21 protein-coding genes are annotated in these 19,541 nt (G+C 70.2%); 12 read left to right on the top strand and 9 right to left on the bottom strand.

Features of this window, described 5'->3' with window-relative positions; all coding sequences use genetic code 11:
* The first annotated feature begins 128 nt into the window (after nt 1–128).
* Both OHB13_RS28100 and OHB13_RS28095 read left to right on the top strand, forming a co-directional pair.
* On the top strand, nt 129–416 hold the full coding sequence (locus OHB13_RS28100; RefSeq protein WP_328378887.1) for a hypothetical protein: 288 nt from the start codon (nt 129–131) through the stop codon (nt 414–416).
* Nucleotides 417–444: 28 nt separating this feature from the next.
* Entirely contained in the window at nt 445–693 is a 249-nt protein-coding gene (locus tag OHB13_RS28095) for an antitoxin (protein WP_266852360.1), read from the top strand.
* Between the two features lie 184 nt (nt 694–877).
* On the opposite strand, the gene OHB13_RS28090 is transcribed toward OHB13_RS28095, so the two are convergent.
* The 3 genes from OHB13_RS28090 to OHB13_RS28080 all read right to left on the bottom strand — a co-directional run bounded on the left by OHB13_RS28090 (nt 878) and on the right by OHB13_RS28080 (nt 4,009).
* A complete protein-coding gene (locus tag OHB13_RS28090) occupies nt 878–1,588 on the bottom strand; it encodes a class III extradiol dioxygenase subunit B-like domain-containing protein (RefSeq protein WP_328378886.1) in 711 nt (236 codons plus the stop codon).
* A 205-nt stretch (nt 1,589–1,793) separates the two neighbouring features.
* On the bottom strand, nt 1,794–3,296 hold the full coding sequence (gene miaB / locus OHB13_RS28085; protein WP_328378885.1) for a tRNA (N6-isopentenyl adenosine(37)-C2)-methylthiotransferase MiaB: 1,503 nt from the start codon (nt 3,294–3,296) through the stop codon (nt 1,794–1,796).
* A gap of 80 nt (nt 3,297–3,376) precedes the next feature.
* The gene (locus OHB13_RS28080; RefSeq protein WP_328378884.1) at nt 3,377–4,009 is read right to left on the bottom strand and encodes a CBS domain-containing protein; all 633 of its coding nucleotides are present in this window, start codon (nt 4,007–4,009) and stop codon (nt 3,377–3,379) included.
* 243 nt (nt 4,010–4,252) lie between these two features.
* Between OHB13_RS28080 and OHB13_RS28075 the strand changes: the two genes are divergently transcribed.
* Nucleotides 4,253–5,248: a TAXI family TRAP transporter solute-binding subunit gene (locus OHB13_RS28075; protein WP_328378883.1), complete on the top strand. Its 996-nt coding sequence runs from the start codon at nt 4,253–4,255 to the stop codon at nt 5,246–5,248.
* A 45-nt stretch (nt 5,249–5,293) separates the two neighbouring features.
* On the opposite strand, the gene OHB13_RS28070 is transcribed toward OHB13_RS28075, so the two are convergent.
* Entirely contained in the window at nt 5,294–6,688 is a 1,395-nt protein-coding gene (locus OHB13_RS28070; protein WP_328378882.1) for a sensor histidine kinase, read from the bottom strand.
* 15 nt (nt 6,689–6,703) lie between these two features.
* A complete protein-coding gene (locus OHB13_RS28065) occupies nt 6,704–7,393 on the bottom strand; it encodes a response regulator transcription factor (protein ID WP_266852371.1) in 690 nt (229 codons plus the stop codon).
* A gap of 297 nt (nt 7,394–7,690) precedes the next feature.
* Here OHB13_RS28065 and OHB13_RS28060 point away from each other — a divergent pair, with 297 nt between their 5' ends.
* The 8 genes from OHB13_RS28060 (at nt 7,691) to OHB13_RS28030 (ending at nt 14,765) form a co-directional block, all read left to right on the top strand.
* Nucleotides 7,691–8,485: an amino acid ABC transporter ATP-binding protein gene (locus OHB13_RS28060; protein WP_323183634.1), complete on the top strand. Its 795-nt coding sequence runs from the start codon at nt 7,691–7,693 to the stop codon at nt 8,483–8,485.
* A 66-nt stretch (nt 8,486–8,551) separates the two neighbouring features.
* Nucleotides 8,552–9,472, top strand: coding sequence for a glutamate ABC transporter substrate-binding protein (locus OHB13_RS28055; protein WP_266852372.1), 921 nt, complete (start codon nt 8,552–8,554; stop codon nt 9,470–9,472).
* 138 nt (nt 9,473–9,610) lie between these two features.
* Nucleotides 9,611–10,258: an amino acid ABC transporter permease gene (locus OHB13_RS28050; RefSeq protein WP_266852373.1), complete on the top strand. Its 648-nt coding sequence runs from the start codon at nt 9,611–9,613 to the stop codon at nt 10,256–10,258.
* The gene (locus tag OHB13_RS28045) at nt 10,255–11,142 is read left to right on the top strand and encodes an amino acid ABC transporter permease (RefSeq protein WP_328378881.1); all 888 of its coding nucleotides are present in this window, start codon (nt 10,255–10,257) and stop codon (nt 11,140–11,142) included. The genes OHB13_RS28050 and OHB13_RS28045 overlap by 4 nt, the downstream gene beginning before the upstream one ends.
* Nucleotides 11,143–11,532: 390 nt before the next feature.
* Entirely contained in the window at nt 11,533–13,407 is a 1,875-nt protein-coding gene (locus OHB13_RS28040; protein ID WP_328378880.1) for an FAD-dependent monooxygenase, read from the top strand.
* Between the two features lie 32 nt (nt 13,408–13,439).
* Complete coding sequence (locus OHB13_RS38805) at nt 13,440–13,526, top strand: putative leader peptide (RefSeq protein WP_341874680.1); 87 nt, start codon at nt 13,440–13,442, stop codon at nt 13,524–13,526.
* 169 nt (nt 13,527–13,695) lie between these two features.
* Nucleotides 13,696–14,235 carry a cysteine dioxygenase gene (locus OHB13_RS28035; RefSeq protein ID WP_266852376.1) on the top strand — a complete coding sequence of 180 codons (540 nt, stop codon included), beginning with the start codon at nt 13,696–13,698 and terminating at the stop codon, nt 14,233–14,235.
* A 104-nt stretch (nt 14,236–14,339) separates the two neighbouring features.
* Nucleotides 14,340–14,765 (top strand): rhodanese-like domain-containing protein, encoded by a 426-nt coding sequence (locus OHB13_RS28030; protein ID WP_405945301.1) that lies wholly within the window; start codon nt 14,340–14,342, stop codon nt 14,763–14,765.
* 89 nt (nt 14,766–14,854) lie between these two features.
* Here the strand turns inward: OHB13_RS28030 and recX are convergent, their stop codons facing one another.
* The 4 genes from recX to OHB13_RS28010 all read right to left on the bottom strand — a co-directional run bounded on the left by recX (nt 14,855) and on the right by OHB13_RS28010 (nt 18,513).
* Nucleotides 14,855–15,523: a recombination regulator RecX gene (recX, locus tag OHB13_RS28025; RefSeq protein WP_328378879.1), complete on the bottom strand. Its 669-nt coding sequence runs from the start codon at nt 15,521–15,523 to the stop codon at nt 14,855–14,857.
* A gap of 3 nt (nt 15,524–15,526) precedes the next feature.
* On the bottom strand, nt 15,527–16,660 hold the full coding sequence (gene recA / locus OHB13_RS28020; protein ID WP_328378878.1) for a recombinase RecA: 1,134 nt from the start codon (nt 16,658–16,660) through the stop codon (nt 15,527–15,529).
* A 208-nt stretch (nt 16,661–16,868) separates the two neighbouring features.
* Complete coding sequence (locus OHB13_RS28015) at nt 16,869–18,017, bottom strand: AI-2E family transporter (protein ID WP_328380410.1); 1,149 nt, start codon at nt 18,015–18,017, stop codon at nt 16,869–16,871.
* Between the two features lie 301 nt (nt 18,018–18,318).
* Complete coding sequence (locus tag OHB13_RS28010) at nt 18,319–18,513, bottom strand: DUF3046 domain-containing protein (RefSeq protein ID WP_266852379.1); 195 nt, start codon at nt 18,511–18,513, stop codon at nt 18,319–18,321.
* A gap of 79 nt (nt 18,514–18,592) precedes the next feature.
* Between OHB13_RS28010 and OHB13_RS28005 the strand changes: the two genes are divergently transcribed.
* Nucleotides 18,593–19,507, top strand: coding sequence for a hypothetical protein (locus OHB13_RS28005; RefSeq protein ID WP_328378877.1), 915 nt, complete (start codon nt 18,593–18,595; stop codon nt 19,505–19,507).
* The last annotated feature ends 34 nt before the right edge of the window (nt 19,508–19,541 follow it).

Here is a 19,541-nt window from a genome sequence, read left to right as displayed (position 1 = left end):
GGGTGCCCGGATTCGTTTCCTCTTCCGAGGTTCCGGCCGACGGCTTTCGACCGGTGGCCCCGGTCGGCGCAATCAGGCGCTCCGGGGGGCGAGGAATTTCGCCCGCACGAGTACGTTATGGAGTGAATATGGGTATTTTTACAATGTTCCGTCGGAAGGCGAAGGACACCGCCGAGGGGGCGGCCGTGGGCGCCCCGACCGAAGCTCCGGCGCAGAAGCCGGCTGAGGAGTCCGCCGAGGGGGCGGTCGAGGGCTCGGCCCCGGAGCCGGCGTCGGATGACCGGGCCGGGGAGTCCGTGGCGGACGCGCCCGCGGAGGGCGCCGCGAGCGGCACCGCAGAGGGCGTGGAGATCCCGCGTCAGCAGTCCGCGGCTGCGGCGGCCGACAACGAAGCCGGTGAGGGCGTTCGCAAGTAGAACGTCCTCCGGAGGGAAGTAGGTAGCCATGGGATTCCTGGACAACGTGAAAGCCAAGCTCGGACCGGCCAAGGACAAGGTCGCCGACCTCGCGCAGCAGCACGGGGACAAGATCGGAGAGGGGCTCGACAAGGCCGCTCACACGGTCGACACCCGGACCAACGGCAAGTACAGCGAGAAGATCGAGTCGGGCACCGGCAAGGCCAAGGAAGCCCTGGAGCGCCTCTCGCACAAGGACGGCGGCGACGGTACGACCAAGCCGCCCACCGCTTCCTGATCCGGCACAAAAGGTCCGGCACAGCAGGCCGGCACGACGGATCCGGCACAGCACGGCGGGCGGTCGCGGAGCACCTCGCTCCGCGGCCGCCCGCCGTGTTTCCGGGATTGCCGTGCCTCCGGGACCGCTCTGTGTCTCCGGGACCGCTCTGTGTCCGGGACCGCTGCGCCTCCGGGAGCGACGCTCAGGACCAGGTGGCGACGTAGTACCCGACGCCGTACGGAGCGTCGTCGTAGAGCAGCTGCCCACCCGGCTCCATGCCGTCGGCCGCGCCCGCCAGGATCTGCCAGGGCGCTCGGCCCGAGGCCTTCAGTTCGTACGCCGGCCGGGCATCCAGCGCCTTCAGCGCGGCCACGTCGGCCGTGCCCAGGGCCCGTGCGGCAGCGGCGTCGAACCCGGCGGCACGCTCGTCCAGGTATCCGGGGGCCTTCAGAGTGCGGCAGGCGCTGCCGTCGCCCATGACCAGCAGGGCCACGCGTTCGGCGCGGCCGGCCAGCTCCCGTCCGGCCGCCAGACAGCGTTCCGGCTCCAGCAGTTCACCGACGCCCAGCCCCTCGACCGGTGCACCGGCCCACTCCGCGCGGTCCAGCAGCCAGGCGGCGACCGAGAGGGACGGCGGCAGCCGGCGTCCGGATCCGGCGTCGGACGTCCCCAGCCGCACCCGGAGGTCCACACCGAAGCCGCTGAACGATCCGGTGGCGCCCTCGGCGTGCACACCCTGGTCCGCGGCACCGGCGGGCCCCACGGCGATCAGCAGATCGGGCCGGGCCGCAGCGAGCACCCCGACGGCGTCGAGGCAGGCGGCCCTGGCAGAGTCGAGTTCGGACGCCGCACCCGCGGCCACCTCGGGCACGAGCAAGGGCGGACAGGGGCAGACGGCGGCGGCTACGAGCATGATCCGCAGCCTACCCAGTGCCACGGCAGGCGGGTTTTGCCCCGTCGCAGAGCCCGAGCGGCGACCAGCCGGAAACCCCGTCCTTGACCGGACAGGAACCCGACAGGAGCCGGAACAGGAGCCGGACAGCCGTCCGAGCCCGGCCTGATCCGAACGAAAGTCCCCGAACGACAGGACCTCAACGACAGGACCTGACCGAAGGGCCCTAGTCGCAGCCACAGCCTCCGGCCGCGGCCGGCTCCGGCGCCGGTGCGCCGATGCCGGGGAGCCCGAGCATGACACCCGCCGGCTTCGCCGCAGCAGCGGTGTTGCGCTTCTCCCAGGCGTCCCCGGACCGCGTGCGCCGTACGGCCACGGCCGACCCCTCGGCGAGCAGATGGTGCGGCGCCGCATAAGTGATCTCCACCGTCACCACGTCACCGGGGCGCACCTCGGTGTCCGGCTTGGTGAAGTGCACCAGCCGGCTGTCGGGCGCGCGCCCGGAGAGCCGGTGTGTCGCGCCGTCCTTGCGGCCCTCGCCCTCAGCCACCATGACGTCCACGGTGCGCCCGACCTGGGTCTTGTTCTCCGCCCAGGAGATCTCCTCCTGGAGCGCCGAGAGCCGCATGTAGCGCTCCTGGACGACCTCCTTGGGGACCTGGCCCTCCATGGTCGCGGCCGGGGTTCCCGGCCGCTTGGAGTACTGGAAGGTGAAGGCCTGGGCGAAGCGGGCCTCGCGGACCGCGTGCATCGTCTGCTGGAAGTCCTCCTCGGTCTCGCCGGGGAAGCCCACGATGATGTCCGTGGAGATCGCGGCGTGCGGGATCGCGGCCCGCACCTTGTCGATGATCCCGAGGAAACGCTCCTGCCGGTAGGAACGGCGCATCGCCTTGAGGACGGTGTCCGAACCCGACTGCATCGGCATGTGGAGCTGCGGCATCACGTTCGGCGTCTCGGCCATCGCCGCGATCACGTCGTCCGTGAAGTCCCGCGGATGCGGCGAGGTGAAGCGGACCCGCTCAAGACCCTCGATCTTCCCGCAGGCGCGCAGCAGTTTGGAGAAGGCCTCGCGGTCGCCGATGTCCGAGCCGTACGCGTTGACGTTCTGGCCGAGCAGCGTGATCTCCGAGACGCCCTCGTCCACCAGCGCCTCGATCTCGGCGAGGATGTCGCCGGGCCTGCGGTCCTTCTCCTTGCCGCGCAGCGCGGGGACGATACAGAAGGTGCAGGTGTTGTTGCAGCCGACGGAGATCGAGACCCACGCGGCGTACGCGCTCTCGCGCCGGGTCGGCAGCGTCGAGGGGAACGCCTCCAGCGACTCGGCGATCTCGACCTGGGCCTCGCCCTCGATACGGGAGCGCTCCAGCAGCACCGGGAGCTTGCCGATGTTGTGGGTGCCGAAGACGACGTCGACCCACGGCGCCCGCCGGACGATGGTGTCCCGGTCCTTCTGGGCCAGGCAGCCGCCGACCGCGATCTGCATACCGGGGCGCCTGGTCTTCATCGGGGCGAGCCTGCCGAGGTTGCCGTACAGCTTGTTGTCGGCGTTCTCGCGCACCGCGCAGGTGTTGAAGACGACGACATCGGCGTCCCCGTCGGCGCCCTCCGGCGCACGGACGTATCCGGCGTCCTCCAGGAGTCCCGACAGCCGTTCGCTGTCGTGGACGTTCATCTGGCAGCCGTAGGTGCGGATCTCGTAACTTCGGTTCAGGGCGTCCTGCGCGGTCATGTCACCAGGGTAGGCGGTACCGGGCGGAGCTCCCGCCCCGGCCGTGGAGGCGGTCGGGCCAGGCCTCGTTGCGGAAGGCCCTAACTCCCGCCGGTGCTGTCGTCCACGTCGTACTGCAGGCGCTGGGAGACCTCGACCACTCCGTCCACCCCACGGCACAGCCGCACCGCCGCCGGGATCACGCTCCTGCGCTCGACCAGGCCGCTGAGCATCACATGGCCGTCGCTGACATCCACCGTGATCGCGGAGGGCGAGAGACCCAGGGTCCGGGTCAGGACGCCTTCCAGCACTTCCTCCTGGATGGCGCGGTCCCGGCGGAGGAAGACCTGGAGAAGATCACTGCGGCTGATCACCCCGGCCAGCCTGCCGCTGTCATCCACGACCGGCAGCCGTTTGACGCTGCGCGCCTGCATCAGCCAGCCCGCCTCGACGATCGTCCAGTCCGGGTACGCGACCACCGCCGGACTGGTCATCAGCCCTTCCGCCGTGGTCGCTTCGGTCTTGGAGCGGTGGTCGGACTCCTGCCGGACGGCCGGGAGCAGCGCGGTCAGGCCCAGCTGCTTGCGGAGCAGATCGGCCTCGGAGACCACCCCCACCGGCCGGTCGTCGTCATCCACGACGGGAACGGCCGAAATACGGTGTTCGGTGAGGAGCCGGGCGATCTCCTTGAGGAACGTCCCCCGCTGCACCCGCACGACATTCGTCGACATCATCTGTCCGACGGTTCGGCTCGACGTCACTGCGGTCCTCCGGGGTGCGGTCCAGCGGCAATCGGCTGCCGTCCGGTGATCAAGGATCAATAGTGACAGCCATGAACAAGACCGAATAATTCCGGATCCCGGAACAAGCGCACGGCGACCGCGCCCACGGACCGGGGCCGCACCCCGCCGCCGTCCGCCGTGTCCGCTGCTCCGCTCCCCTGTTCGCCAGGGGCGTGAACTGGCAGGATCGCGCGCATGCCCAAGGCACTGCCCCGCCTCAGCCGCCGTCGCGCCCTCCAGGGGACGGCGGCCTTACTGGTGGTCTCCGGACTGCTGATGTGGTGGCTGCTGCCCATCGGCCCGCCCTCCCCGCACGGGACCGTGACCTTCAGTACCGGGGTGCGGACCGGCGTCTACCAGCTGTACGGGAAGCTGCTCAGCCCCACACTCGCCCACGACATGCCCGGGGTGGACATACATCTCCAGCCGAGCGAGGGCTCCCAGCAGAATCTCGCCAGAGTGGCGACCGGCAAGTCCGACTTCACCATCGCGACGGCCGACGCCATCGCGAAGTACATCGAGGACGGCAAGCCGGGCGCGGACCGGCTGCGCGGCTGCGCACGGCTGTACGACGACTATGTGCAGCTCGCCGTCGACGACAGCTCCACGGTCAAGCGCGCCGCCGATCTGCGTCACAAACGGGTCGCCGTGGGCCAGCCCGGATCCGGCGTACGGCTGATAGCGGACCGGGTGCTGCGGGCCGCCGGCCTCGACCCGGTCAAGGACATCACGGCCGTACCTGCGGGGATCGACACCAGTCCGGGTCTCCTCAAGGCGGGCAGGATCGACGCCTTCTTCTGGTCGGGCGGCCTGCCGACCGACGCGGTACGCGATCTGGCCGCGCGCCGGCCGATCCGGCTGGTTCCCCTCGACGACCTGGTGACCCGTCTGCACGCGGCAGGCGGCACCACCCGCTACTACCGCTCGGCCGTCATGCCGGCCGACGCCTACCGGCAGGCCCGTAACGGCGCACCGGTGCCGACCATCGCGGTTGCGAACGTCCTGGTCACCACCGACCGCGAGGACCCGAAGCTGACCGAGGGGTTCACCCGCAGCGTGATCCGCAGCCGCGACCGCATCGGGCGGCAGGTGCACGCGGCGCAGCTGGTCGACGTACGGACCGCGATCTACACGGACCCGTTGAAGCTGGACGAGGGCGCACGGCGCTACTACCGGTCGGTCAAGCCCTGATCCGGGCGGCGCCGCACGCGAACGGCCGTGGCCGCGCCAGGAGTTCTACGCGTCCGGGGACGTCCGCGGCACCGTCACGGTCACCCGGAGCCCGTGTGGTTCGTTCTGCTCGTACGAGATCGTGCCGCGGCCCGCTGTGAGCAGGGCACGCGAGATGGAGAGGCCGAGGCCCGAGCCCTTGATGTTCTGGTGCCGGCCGCTGCGCCAGAACCGGTCGCCGATCCGGGCGAGTTCTTCCTGGCTGAGGCCCGGTCCGCCGTCGGCGACCGTGATCCGCGAGCAGGAGCCGCAGGAGGCGGCCTCGACGCGCACCTCCTCCCCGACAGGGGTGAACTTCAGCGCGTTGTCGATCACCGCGTCCAGGGCGCTGGAGAGGGCTACGGGGTCGGCCCAGGCGGTGACGGCCACGGCGCCTCCCCCGGTGAGCCGGACGCCCTTTCCCTCCGCGACCGGCCGCCAGGCCGAGACCCGCTCGGCCGCCAGCTCGGCGATGTCGGTGAGCCGCAGCTCAGCGGCGGTGTGCTCGGCCAGCGCGAGGTCGAGGAGGTCGTCGAGGACCTGACCGAGACGCTTGCCCTCGGTGCGCACGGAGGCGATCTCCTCGTTGCCCTCCGGGAGTTCGAAGGCGAGCAGTTCGATCCGCAGCAGCAGCGCGGCGAGCGGGTTGCGCAACTGGTGCGATGCGTCGGCGACGAAGGCGCGCTGCTGTTCGAGCACGTCCTCGACGTTGTCGGCCATCTCGTTGAACGACCGGGCCAGGCGGCGCAGTTCCGGCGGACCGCTGCCCGAGGCGACCCGTGACTTCATCAGCCCGGTGGCGATGCCGTGGGTGGCGGCGTCCAGGGTGCGCACCGGAAGCAGCACCCAGCCGGTGAGCCGGAAAGCGGCGCCCACCGCGAGCAGCATCGCCCCCGCCTCGCCCGCGGCGATGAGCAGCCAGCCGCGTAGGGTCCTGGAACGCATCTGGTCGGTGGGCGAGTCGGTCACCACCACCGCGATCACGTCGCCGTTCCTGACGACGGGCGACGCGACGATCAGCCGCCCGTGCTGCCAGGGCCAGATCTGCGCGGGGTCCCGGCTGCGCCGTCCCGCGAGCGCGTCCTCGAAGGCGATCCGGCCCTCACCGCCGGCCGGTACCGGCCAGGACTGCGGGGCCGCGGCCATCGCGACGCGGTCACGGGAGAAGACACCGGCCCGGATGCCGTACACCGTCTCGTAGCGGGCGAGTTCCTCCTGGAGCGTGTCGTGCCGCTCCTGCTCGCTCGCCGGTATCTCGGTGACGAACTGCGCCTCCTCGGCCATCCGCGCGGTGTCGTCGATCCGGTCGACCACCACGTTCTGCTGCGCGGCGGCGGCCACGCTCAGCGCGAGCGGGAAGCCGAGCGCGAGCAGCACCCCGGCCATGAGGACGATGAGCAGCGGAAGCAGTCGGGCGCGCACGGGCCGGAACGCGCCTCAGGCCGGGACGACGAGGCGGTAGCCGACGCCGCGCACCGTCTCGATCAGGGCGGGCAGGTGCAGTTTGGAGCGCAGTGACGCGACGTGCACCTCAAGGGTGCGGCCGGTCCCTTCCCAACTGGTCTGCCAGACCTCGCTGATGATCTGTTCCCGGCGGAAGACGACGCCGGGGCGCTGGGCGAGCAGCGCCAGCAGATCGAACTCCTTGCGGGTCAGCTGGATCTCGCTGCCCTCCACGCTGACCCGCCGGGTGGGCAGCTGGATCTCGACGGAACCGACCCTGAGTGCGGCCGCCGGGACCGGCCCGGTGTCCTCGCCGGCGCTCTTGCGCCGGCTGACGGCGTGGATCCGGGCGAGCAACTCGCCCGTGTCATAGGGCTTGACCACGTAGTCGTCGGCGCCGAGGTTCAGCCCGTGGATACGGGACCGCACATCGGCCCGGGCCGTCACCATGATCACCGGGGTCGCCGTGCGCTTGCGGATCTTGCCGCAGACCTCGTAACCGTCCAGATCGGGCAGCCCGAGGTCGAGCAGTATGACCCCGAAGGGCTCCTGCTCGTCCGGCAGGAGGGACCGGAGCGCCTCCTCGCCGTTACGGGCGTGCACGACTTTGAAGCCGTGCCTTGCCAGTACGGCGGACAGGGCGGCGGCCACGTGGTTGTCGTCCTCGACGAGCAGCAGTCTCATGGGCTCCTTCCGTGGTGCGCGCTTCTGTCATCCGTGTGTCTCATCCGTACGTCTCGTCATCCATGCCGATGGCTGCCGTACCAGTCAAGAGGGTTCCTGATTCTGCGGGGTTTCCGTTACGCACCCGGTACTCCGGTCATGATCTCGTTCACCAGGAGTGTCCAGCCCATGTCCGCATGCAACCAGATCGTGATGCTCAATTTCCGCTCAGATGTAATGACGCTGGTAGGAGCGCCTCATTACTGTCCTTCCAACCACGACCGCACTTGCGGTTGAGGAGGACGGAGCGAACAGCCGATGAGCGGAGTGCCAGTGACCAAGTCCGCCGAATCCACCGAAAATCCCTTGCCGGTGTCGGACGACCTGGTCGTACTGAGCAACGTCAACAAGCACTTCGGCGCGTTGCATGTGCTCCAGGACATCGACCTGACCATCGCCCGTGGCGAGGTCGTGGTCGTCATCGGACCCTCGGGGTCCGGCAAGTCCACACTGTGCCGCACCATCAACCGTCTGGAGACTGTCGACTCCGGCGCGATAACGATCGACGGAAAGCCCCTGCCCGCCGAGGGCCGGGAACTGGCCAGGCTGCGCGCCGACGTCGGCATGGTCTTCCAGTCGTTCAACCTCTTCGCGCACAAGACGGTTCTGCAGAACGTGATGCTCGGCCAGATCAAGGTGCGCAAGACCGATAAGACAGCCGCCGAGGAGAAGGCGCGTGCGCTGCTGGACCGGGTGGGCGTCGGCGCTCAGGCCGACAAGTTCCCCGCGCAGCTCTCCGGCGGCCAGCAGCAGCGCGTCGCGATCGCGCGGGCGCTGGCGATGGACCCCAAGGTCATGCTCTTCGACGAGCCGACCTCGGCGCTCGACCCCGAGATGATCAACGAGGTTCTTGAGGTCATGCAGCAGCTGGCTCGTGACGGTATGACGATGATCGTCGTCACCCACGAGATGGGCTTCGCACGCTCCGCGGCCAACCGGGTCGTCTTCATGGCCGACGGGAAGATCGTCGAAGAGGCCGCCCCGGACCAGTTCTTCAGCAACCCCCGCAGCGACCGCGCCAAGGACTTCCTGTCGAAGATCCTTCATCACTGACGAGACAGCAATGCGACAGCTGATGAGACAGACGTCCAACGTGCGCCGAAATAGAGGATGTTCAGCATGAAGTTCCGTAAGTCCGCCGCCTTCGCGACGATCGCCGTGCTCGCTCTCACCGGGACCGCCTGCGGCGGCAAGTCGGGTTCGGCCGGCGACAACGGCAAGGCGGAGCCCGGCGCCGCCAACGCCCCCAAGCTCCCCACGTACACGGTCGCCAAGAACGTCTCCCTCGACTCCCCCACGTTCAAGGCTGCCAAGAAGCGCGGCAAGCTGGTCATCGGCGCGAAGGCCGACCAGCCGTACCTCGGCTTCGAGGACCAGTCGACCAAGGAGCGTTCCGGCTTCGACGTCGAGGTCGCCCGGATGATCGCCGCGGACCTGGGCTTCTCGAAGGACCAGATCGAGTGGAAGACCGTGGACTCCGGCATCCGTGAGACCGCCATCTCCAAGGGCCAGGTCGACTACTTCGTCGGTACGTACTCGATCAACGACGAGCGCAAGAAGCTCGTCGGATTCGCCGGCCCCTACTACAAGGCGGGCGCCTCGCTGCTCGTCCGCAAGGACGAGAAGGCCATCACGGGTCCGGAGACCCTGAAGGGCAAGAAGGTCTGCTCGATCAAGGGCTCCACCCCGCTCGCGGAGATCGAGAAGCCGAAGTACGGCGCGAAGACCACCGAGCTCGCCAAGTACTCCGACTGCGTACAGGAGCTGCTGACGAAGCAGGTCGACGCGGTCACCACCGACGACGCGATCCTCAAGGGATACGCGGCCCAGAACCCGAAGAAGCTCCAGGTGGTCGGCAAGCCGTTCACCGTGGAGCCGTACGGCATCGGTATGAGCAAGAGCGACAAGGCGCTGCGCGACTTCATGGACTCGGCCCTGGAGAAGCACGTCAAGGACGGCACGTACAAGAAGATCTACGACGCCACCCTTGGCCTGTCCGGCTCCTCGTACGTCGCACCGCCTGCCGTCGAGCGCTACTGATCCACCCGGCACCGCGGGCCCGGCCGCCCCAACGGCCGGCCCGTACCGCCTGCCCGTAAGCGCTGAAGCGCCCCGTACCCGGGTACGGGGCGCCACGCCCCCTGTCTTCCAGCTGCTGCCCGCCGACGCGGAGACCTCATGAACGTACTTTTCGACCACTTTTCGGCGTTCCGCGACGGCTTCATAGGGACCCTGGAGATCACCGTCATCAGCACGGTCATCGCCTGCGTCCTCGGCATCGTCATCGCCGGCTTCCGGGTCTCACCCGTGCCTCCGCTCCGGTTCTTCGGGACGGCCTGGGTCACGATCCTGCGGAACACCCCACTGACCCTGCTCTTCCTCGTCGCCACCTTCGTGGTCCCCGAGATCTTCTTCCCGGGCATGAGCCCCTTCCTCCTGGCATCGCTCGCGCTCGGTTTCTACACCTCGTCGTTCATCTGTGAAGCCATCAGGTCCGGTATTGGCACGGTCCCGCTGGGCCAGGCCGAGGCGGCCCGCTCGCTCGGTCTGAGCTTCTCGCAGACCCTGCGGATGGTCGTGCTGCCGCAGGCCACCCGTACCGTCATCGCCCCGCTGAGCAGCATCATCATCGCGCTCACCAAGAATTCCGCCATCGCGGGTGCCTTCAGCGTCACCGAACTCTTCGGCTGGCAGAAGGCCATGAGCGATCTGGGGTACGGGATCGTCCCCATCTTCATCTGGGTCGCCATCGGCTACCTGATCATCACCTTCGCGATCAGCGGCATCTTCCGCCTCGTCGAGAGCCGTATGGAGGTCGCCCGATGAGTGCCAGCGTGCTCTACGACGCACCCGGCCCCAAGGCCGTCGTACGCAACCGGATCTACTCGGTCCTCGGCAGTGCGGCCATCGTCGCGCTGATCGTCGTCGCCGTCGTACGTCTCTCCAGCAAGGGGGACCTCGACGGTGGCATGTGGGACATCTTCAACTACAGCGGCATCCGCACGAACATCGCCGACGCCGTGGTCGCCACGCTGAAGGCGTTCGCGCTGGGTGCGGCGGGTTCACTGGTCCTGGGTGTGGTGCTGGTCGTCGGCCGGCTCTCCGACCACCGCCCGGTGCGGTGGCTGGCGACCGCGTTCATCGAGCTGTTCCGTTCCCTCCCGCTGCTGATCACCATCTACGCGATCTGGGTCGGGTTCCTCACCGACTACTCGATGTGGGCGCTCGCGCTGGGTCTGGCGGTCTACAACGGCTGTGTGCAGGCCGAGGTGCTCAGGGCCGGCATCAACTCCGTACCGAAGGGGCAGCGCGAGGCCGCGTACGCCCTGGGTATGCGGAAGTCGCAGGTCGTGGCGGCAGTGCTGATGCCGCAGGCTGTCCGCGCGATGCTGCCGACCATCATCAGCCAGCTGGTCGTCACGCTGAAGGACACCTCGCTCGGCTACATCATTCTCTATCCGGAACTGCTCGCGACCGCACGGCTGATCGCCAGCAACACACCGGTCGACGGGCAGTACCCGTACGTCTCGACGATCGTCGTCATCGGCACCATCTATCTGGCGATGTGCCTGCTCCTCTCGGCCCTCGCCACCTGGATCGAGAAGCGCGGCCGCCGGGCGAAGACGGGGATCGCCGTGGGGCCCTCGGCCGTACCCCCGGAGGTCAACGGCTCGACCGACGCGGTCGAGGACGGCAAGGTCGGGGTCTGACCTCTGGCCCGTACTCCGCTGCCCCCGGTTCCGCTGCCCTATGCACAGGCGGCGCCGGACAGCAGGGCAGGAGCGGCGCGGTCGAGATGAGGCTGCGTCAGGACGCTCTGGACGCCTACGCGTTCGAGGCAGAGGCATTCCAGCCACGGATTCGTTCCGGGCACGGGCGGCTGTGGCTGCCCGCCGTCCGCCTGTCCCGCTGCTTTCCGCAGCTCGGGTACCAGCTCAGGGGCCGGTTCGGGGATCGGTTCGGGGGCCGGGGAGCGGCTCCGCCACATCCGGCCGTCACTTGACGCAAGCACGCGCAGTGGGTTGCATACGTTCTGTGATCGCGCACCGGGCTCTATCTGCCATCAGCCACCTCTCCGCACGGGTTCGAGGAGCCGCACCGTGGACCCGGTGATCATCGTCGGCGCGGGCCCGGTCGGGCTCGCGCTGGCCCTGGCGCTCGCCGCGCAGGATGTCCCCTCCGTCGTGCTCGACGAGGGAACGGGCGAGGACGGACCGCGCCCCGCCCGCACCGTCGTACTGCGCCCGGAGACCGCCGACTTCCTGGGCCGGCTCGGCTGCACGACAGCCCCGGGTGAGACCGGGCGCTGGGCCGCCTGGCGGTCCGTCAGGCGGAGTCAGCTGATGCAGCGGGTCGTTTTCGACGAGCCCGGCCGGGGCCCCGCCGGTTCGGTGGCGTACGACGGCCGGAGGATCGGCGGCGGAATCGGCGGTCAGGGAATCGGCGGCCCCGGCACGACCGGTAGGCGGGGCGAGCCGGTCGACATTCCGGACACTTCAGACCCATCCGGCTCATTCGGTCCGCACGAGTTTCGCGGGTCCGACGAGACCGGTGGGACGGGTGTGGTCCACGGCACCGGTGTGGTCAATGGCTCCGAGGGGCCGAACGGGCCTGACCCGGCCGAGGGGTTCGGCGGACCCGGTCCGGGTGGGCCCTCCCCGTTCCATCTGCCGCAGCACGCCCTGACCCGTGGGCTGCGGGCCGCGGTGGCGAACCGGGAACAGGTGAGGCTGGTCACCGGCAGCCGGGTGGACACCATCGAACAGGACCGCGGCGGCGTCACCGTGCACACGGCAGGCCCGCAGGGCACCTGGTGGCGCGGCAGCCATCTGGTCGGCTGCGACGGAGCCCGGTCCACCGTCCGCAAACTGCTCGGCATCCGGTTTCCCGGCCGTACGGCGGTGGAGCGGCACGCGGTGGCCGCGCTGCGCGCCGAACTGCCCTGGCCCGGCGAGGCGTTGCTGCACCGGCTGCCGCCCTGGCGGACCGGCGGGGAAGAGGTGACGGCCCGTCCACTGCCGGACGACGTCTGGCGGATCGACTGGCTGCTGCCGCCGCGCGCCGAACTGGTCACCCCCGAGGCGCTGGTGGCGCGGGTCCGGGCCGCCCTGGCGGGCTGGTGCGGCGGCGAGACACCTCCGTACGAACTGATCGACACCGGCGTCTACACCCTGCACCACCGGCTGGCCAGGCGCTGGCGGGTGGGCCGGGCGTTCCTGGCCGGGGACGCCGCGCATCTGCTGGGCGCACTCGGTACCCAGGAGCTGGACGAGGGGCTGCGGGACGCCGGCAACCTCGCCTGGAAGCTGGCACAGACCTGGCACCACGGCGCCTCCGAGCTGCTGCTCGACAGCTACCAGGCGGAGCGCCGCACCGCTGTCGCCGCCCGGCTGCGCGCCGCTGACCAGTCGCTGCCGATACTGCGCGGCGGTGGTGGGCTGCGCGCGTATCTGCCCGGCAGGGCGCGCGGGCACGACGCCCTCCTCGCGGACGGCCATCTGGGCAGCGGCGCGCTGGGCGCGCCCCCGGTGTACGCCCACTCGCCCCTTGCGCCCCCGCGCACCCCCTCACAGACCGCGGTGGGGACCGCCGCCGGCGCTCCGGTCGCCGATGTACGGGTCACGGCGCCGGACGGTACGGCCGTAAGGCTGCGCGAACGCCTGGGACGCGGGCAGTTGATGGTGGTGCTGATCGCACCGGGTACGGGGGTGTGGGACCGGCGGCACTGGGTGAAGGCGGGTGTGATGCCGAGGCTGGCCGCCGCGGTGAGCGCGCTTCCGGTCGAGGCCGAACTCCTGGTCGCCGAGACCTATCCGGGCGCTTCGGCGCACACGGTGCTGCTGGTGCGTCCCGACGGACATCTGGTGGCGGCCTTCAACGGGGTACGTCCCGCCGAACTGTACGAAGCGGCCGACGCCGCACGGGGCGGGGCGGCGACGGCGGTCCGGGAGGAGAGCACCGCGGACGTCAATTGACCGTCCTGGGCGCACATGGTGTACTGCGGAGCGTGACCGACACCGATGTGCGCCTGTGGCGGAGGGTCCATATGGACCTCGTCCGCTATGCGGGCTGCGTGTGTCGCCCGTCCCGCTGATTCGCACTTTCCCCTTCGTGCCTGCGCCGCCCCGTGCAGTTCCGGGCTGTCCTGTGTTGTTCCGGACCGCCCGTGCTGTTCCGGACCGCGCTCGTGCTGTTCGGACCGCCCTCGTGCTGTTCCGGGCTGCCGCGCCGCACGTCCCCGCGAACCATTCCGGACGGTCATCATGTCTCTCTCCGCACCCCTCCCTGCCCCGGCGCCCGCGCGCTCCGCTGCGCCCACCGCGAGCCGGCTCCTCGACTTCGTACGCCGTACCGCCGCCGACTCCGAACTCATCCGCTCACTCCCGCTCGACCCCGAGGGCCGCACCTGGATCCGGCTGGACGGTCCGGGCGGGAGCGAGGCCTGGCTGATCGGCTGGCCCCCCGGCACCGGCACCGGCTGGCACGACCACGGCGGCTCCCAGGGCGCGTTCGCCACAGCGGCAGGCGTACTCACGGAGGACTCGCTGGCCGCACGGCTGCCCACCGAAGGATGGAAGACCCTCGAACTGGCCGACGGAGTCGACCGCACCCGGCAGCTGACGCAGGGCGACGGACGGGCCTTCGGCGCCCACCACGTCCACCAGGTGCTCAATCAGTCGGCCGCCGAGCATGCGGTCTCGGTGCATGCCTACTATCCGCCGCTGCCACTGATGCGCCGCTACAGCCGCAGCGGCCCCCTGCTGCGCCTGGAGCAGGTCGAGCACCCCGGGGAGTGGGAGTGAGCGAGCCGCGCCCCGTGCCAGGACAAGTCCCCGCGCCCGGACCAGTCCCCGTGCCGGAACCAGTCCCCGTGGCCGAACCAGTCACCGTCCCCGAACCGGTCTCGGTGTCAGATCCGGACCCCCTACCCGAACCGGTGTCCGTACCCGAACCGCTCTCCGTGGACGAGCTGTTGGAGAGGGTACGGGCGGAGCTCGACCGGATCGGGCCCCGGGAGGCTTTCGACGCCGCGGCGCACGGGGCGCTGCTGGTGGACATCCGGTACGCGGAACTGCGGGAGCGCGACGGGCTGATCCCCGGGGCGCTGGTCGTCGAACGCAACGAGCTGGAGTGGCGGCTCGATCCGCAGGGCAGCCACCGTGCGCCGGAGGCCACCGGCCACGGTCTGCGGACCGTGGTGATCTGCAATGAGGGCTATGCGTCGTCCCTCGCCGCGGCGTCCTTGCAACAGCTGGGCCTGTACCGGGCGACGGACCTCATCGGCGGCTTCCAGGCCTGGCGTGCGGCAGGCCTCCCGGTCGTCGCACCCTGAACGCCCGGGCGGCGGCGTGAGCCGTCGCCCGGCGCCCACAGCCCGGCGCCCACAGCCCGACCACGCACAGCCCGGCGCCCGCAGTCCGGCTACCCGTCGCCCTGAAACCCCCCGTGTTCCAGGTCTGCCAGGTCCTCGCCTTCCGCCTCCAGTGCCTGCCGCACCACCCGCAGGGCCATGCCCTCCGGGTATCCCTTGCGGGCGAGCATGCCCGCAAGGCGGCGCAGCCGTTTGTCGCGGTCCAGCCCCCGTGTGGAGCGGAGCCGGCGGGTGACCAGTTCCCGGGCGGTCTCCTCCTCCTGCTCGGAGTCCAGCTGCCCGACGGCCTCCTCGATGAGCCCGGAGTCCACGCCTTTCGTACGGAGCTCCCGCGCGAGCGCCCGTTTGGCGAGCCCTCGCCCACGGTGGCGGGACTCCACCCAGGCATCCGCGAAAGCCGCGTCGTCGATGAGCCCGACCTCTTCGAAGCGGGACAGCACTTCCTCGGAGACCTCGTCGGGGATATCCCGCTTTTGCAGTGCTTCGGCCAGTTGCTTACGGGTGCGCGCGGTCCCGGTGAGCAGGCGCAGGCAGATGGCCCGAGCCTGCTCCGCCGGATCCTGCGGCTTCTGCGAGCCCTGGTCCTGGGCCCGCTTCTGCTGCGACCGCTGCCGCCCCGGTCCCGCTCCTCCGTCCCCCTGGCCGGCTACGTCACCGGCTCCGGAACCCCCGGGCCCCCCGGAGCCGGTGGCCTCCGGCCATTCGGTTCTCCGGACCACGGGTCAGCTCTTGGCCGCGGCGGTCTTGGCCGTCTTGGCCTTGCCGCCGGCCGGAGCGGGAACCGTCTTCGCTGCCTCGTCGGCCACACCGGCGCCTGCGGCGTCCGAGGCCGGCTCGACTCCGAGCTCGGCCTCCCGCCTGACACCGATGCCCAGCTTCTCCAGGATCTTCTTCTCGATCTCATTGGCGAGATCGGGGTTGTCCTTCAGGAAGTTCCGGGCGTTCTCCTTGCCCTGCCCGAGCTGGTCGCCCTCGTACGTGTACCAGGCGCCCGCCTTGCGTACGAAGCCGTTCTCCACGCCCATGTCGATCAGGCCGCCCTCGCGGCTGATGCCCTGGCCGTAGAGGATGTCGAACTCGGCCTGCTTGAAGGGCGGCGCGACCTTGTTCTTGACGACCTTCACCCGGGTGCGGTTGCCGACCGCGTCGGTACCGTCCTTCAGCGTCTCGATCCGGCGGATGTCGAGCCGTACCGACGCGTAGAACTTCAGCGCCCGGCCACCCGTGGTGGTCTCCGGGGAGCCGAACATGACGCCGATCTTCTCGCGGAGCTGGTTGATGAAGATCGCGGTGGTCTTGGACTGGTTCATCGCGCCGGTGATCTTGCGGAGCGCCTGGCTCATCAGCCGGGCCTGCAGACCCACGTGCGAGTCGCCCATCTCGCCCTCGATCTCCGCACGCGGCACCAGAGCCGCGACGGAGTCGATGACGACCAGGTCGAGCGCGCCGGAACGGATCAGCATGTCGACGATTTCCAGCGCCTGCTCGCCGTTGTCCGGCTGGGACAGGATGAGGTTGTCGATGTCGACGCCGAGCTTCCTCGCGTACTCGGGGTCGAGTGCGTGCTCGGCGTCGATGAAGGCCACCTGGCCGCCGAGCCGCTGCGCGTTCGCCACCGCGTGCAGCGTCAGCGTCGTCTTGCCGGAGGACTCCGGCCCGTACACCTCGACCACCCGGCCGCGCGGCAGACCGCCGACACCGAGCGCGACGTCGAGGGCGGTCGACCCGGTGGGGATGACCTCGATGGGCTCGTTGGGCCGCTCGCCCAGGCGCATCACCGCGCCCTTGCCGAATTGCCGTTCAATCTGGGCGAGAGCGGCGTCCAGCGCCTTCTCGCGGTCGTTGCCTGCTGCCATGGGTTCCACCCGATTTGCTTGAGTCGATCGCTTCACGTCAATGACGCTAACCCCTGCCACTGACAATGGGCTCCGAAGCCCGTCCCGCCTGTGGATAACTCGGCGGACAACTCGGTGGACACCGCAGTCGACGACTCGTCCGAGTACCCGGCCAGAACCCCATAAGAACGGCTGTTCGATTTTACTGTCAAGCGCACCACGCGGATGTTCAGCCGTCGGCGTCCTCGGCGCCGTTCCCCGGTCGCGGGACCCGCCCCTGGAACACCGCAGCCGCGTCCCGGAGCCCCCGTACGTCACGGAGTCCGCGCCTGCCGTGCACGCGCGGATCGTCCGTCACGTCGTACCGCTTCACATAGGCGCCCAGGAACGCCTGGAGGGTCGCCACCGCCGGAATGGCGATCAGCGCACCGACCGCCCCCAGCAGCGCGGTACCCGCGATGACCGAGCCGAAGGCCACCGCGGGGTGGATGTCGACGGCCTTCGCCGTGAGCTTCGGCTGGAGCCCGTAGTTCTCGAACTGCTGGTAGATCACCACGAAGACCAGCACCCACAACGCGTACCAGGGGTTCACCGTGAAGGCGAGCAGCATGGGCAGCGCACCCGCCAGGTAGGTGCCGATGGTCGGGATGAACTGGGAGACGAGGCCGACCCACACCGCGAGCGCGGGGGCGTACGGCACACCCAGCGCGACCAGCAGGATGTAGTGCGCGATGCCGGAGATCAGCGCCATCACACCGCGCGAGTAGAGGTAACCGCCGGTCTTGTCGACCGCGATCTCCCAGGCCCGCAGCACCTCGGGCTGCTTCGACGGCGGCAGTACGGAGCACAGCGCGCGCCGCAGCCGTGGGCCGTCGGCCGCGAAGTAGAAGGCGAACAGGAAGATCGTCAGAAGCCGGAAGAGGCCGCCCAGCACGGTGGTCGACACGTCGAGCACACCGCTCGCACTGTTCTGGACGTACTTCTGCAGCCAGTCCGAGTGCAACAGGCTGTCCTGGACCTGCACCCGCGACAGCTCGCTGTGGAAGGTGTGGTTGGTCCAGTTGATCACCAGGTCCAGGTACTTGGGGAACTCCTCGACCATGTCCACGATCTGTCCGGCCAGCATCGAGCCGAGCAGGAAGACGAAACCGGCCGCCGCGAGCGCCACCCCGAAGAAGACCAGGAAGGTGGCGAGACCGCGGCGCATGCCGCGCGCCGCCATGCGTCCCACCGCCGGCTCGATCGCGAGAGCCAGGAAGAACGCGATGAGGATGTTGGTCAGCAACCCGATGAGCTGGTAGAACGCCCAGCTGCCCAGCTGGAAGCAGGCGACGAGGGCGAGGGCGAGCACCATCGCCCTGGGCAGCCAGCGGGGCATCGCCGCCCGGCCCGTCGCACCACGCCCGGCGGCGGGAGGGGGCGGCACGGAGCCAGGGGCCCGGTCCGTAGTAGTCGTCGTCCCGCCCGCGGGCGTCCCGCCCGCGGGCGTCCCGCCCGCGGGCGTCCCGTCCGCGGGCGTCCGGTCGGCGTTCGTCCGGTCCGCGGCGGTCTCGTCCGGGGTCATCTGGTCCTCGGCAGTCTCATCGGTCATCGGTCGGTGGCACAGACGGTCGGTGGCACAGGCCCAGTCTCGCGTACCCGTGTGACAACCGGCCGCACGCCCCCGGACCCGCGGGCGCTCAGCGCCGGTCCTCGGGGATGTCCGCCGCCGCGCAGACACCCCGCCAGACGTCCCTCGTCTCCCAGCCGGCGGCCAGCGCCTCGTGCACCGTACGGCCGCCCAGCTCCGCCATCACATGGTCGCGGGCGAACGAATCGGCGTACCCCTCGCCGAAGTGCTCCGCCATCCGCTCCCAGAAAATCGTCAACCGCATGACTTCAGTATCCAGCCCCTGAGAGTGCAGCCTTGCCCGGCGCCCTTGCCCTGGGCTCATTCCGCTCTACCTTCGGAGCATGGCTGGAACCGGACTATCTCCTCTCGCACGCGCCGAGCACTTCATCTGGCTGACGGCCCGGGTGCTGGAACAGCGGCGGTTCGCGTACCACTTCCTCGACGGACGTGCCGACGCGGTGGAAGCCGCGCTCGCCGCCCACCTCAACGAGGACGGCGGGTACGGACACGCACTCGAACCCGATCTGCGCGGCCCGCTGAGCCAGCCGCTGCACACGGCGCACGCGCTGCACGTCCTCGACTCCGTGGGGCGCTGTGGCGGTATGCGGGTGGAGCGGGTGTGCCGGTATCTCACCGAGGTGTCCACCAGGGACGGCGCGCTGCCCGCGGTCCACCCCTCGCAGCGCGGCTACCCGTGCGCGCCGTTCATCCCGGTCGTCGACGACCCGCCGAGCGAGCTGCTGGCCACCGGGCCCGTGGTGGGCGTGCTGCACCGCAACGAGGTCTGGCACGCCTGGCTCTTCCGGGCGACCGACTTCTGCTGGAACGCGGTCGACGCGCTGGAGCACTCCCACCCGTACGAGATCCAGGCGGCGGTCGCCTTCCTGGACGGCGTCCCCGACCGGTCGCGGGCCGAGGCGGCTGCCGACCGGCTGGGCCGGCAGGTGCGGGAGCAGCGGCTGGCCGTGCTGGACCCGGAGGACCGCGCGTCGTATCCGGTCGCGCCGGGGTACGCGCCGGGGGAACAACACTTTCCGTACGACTACGCACGCGTGCCCGGCTCCCTGGCGCGCGGCTGGTTCACCGACGAGGAGATGGCCCGTTCGCTGGACTTCCTGGCGGGCGAGCAGCGCGAGGACGGCGGCTGGCCGGTCAACTGGCGTTCCTGGGCACCGGCTCCACAGATCGAGGCGCGGCCCATGGTGACGGTCCAGGCGCTGCTGACGCTGCGGGCCCACGGCCGCGACGTCGCCTGACCGCCCGCCCCCGCGCGCAGCGGTGCGGGGGGGC

It is taken from the genome of Streptomyces sp. NBC_00440 (assembly GCF_036014215.1).
In the GTDB taxonomy this organism is placed as follows: Bacteria; Actinomycetota; Actinomycetes; order Streptomycetales; family Streptomycetaceae; genus Streptomyces.
This window is presented reverse-complemented; position numbering and strand designations above follow the sequence as displayed.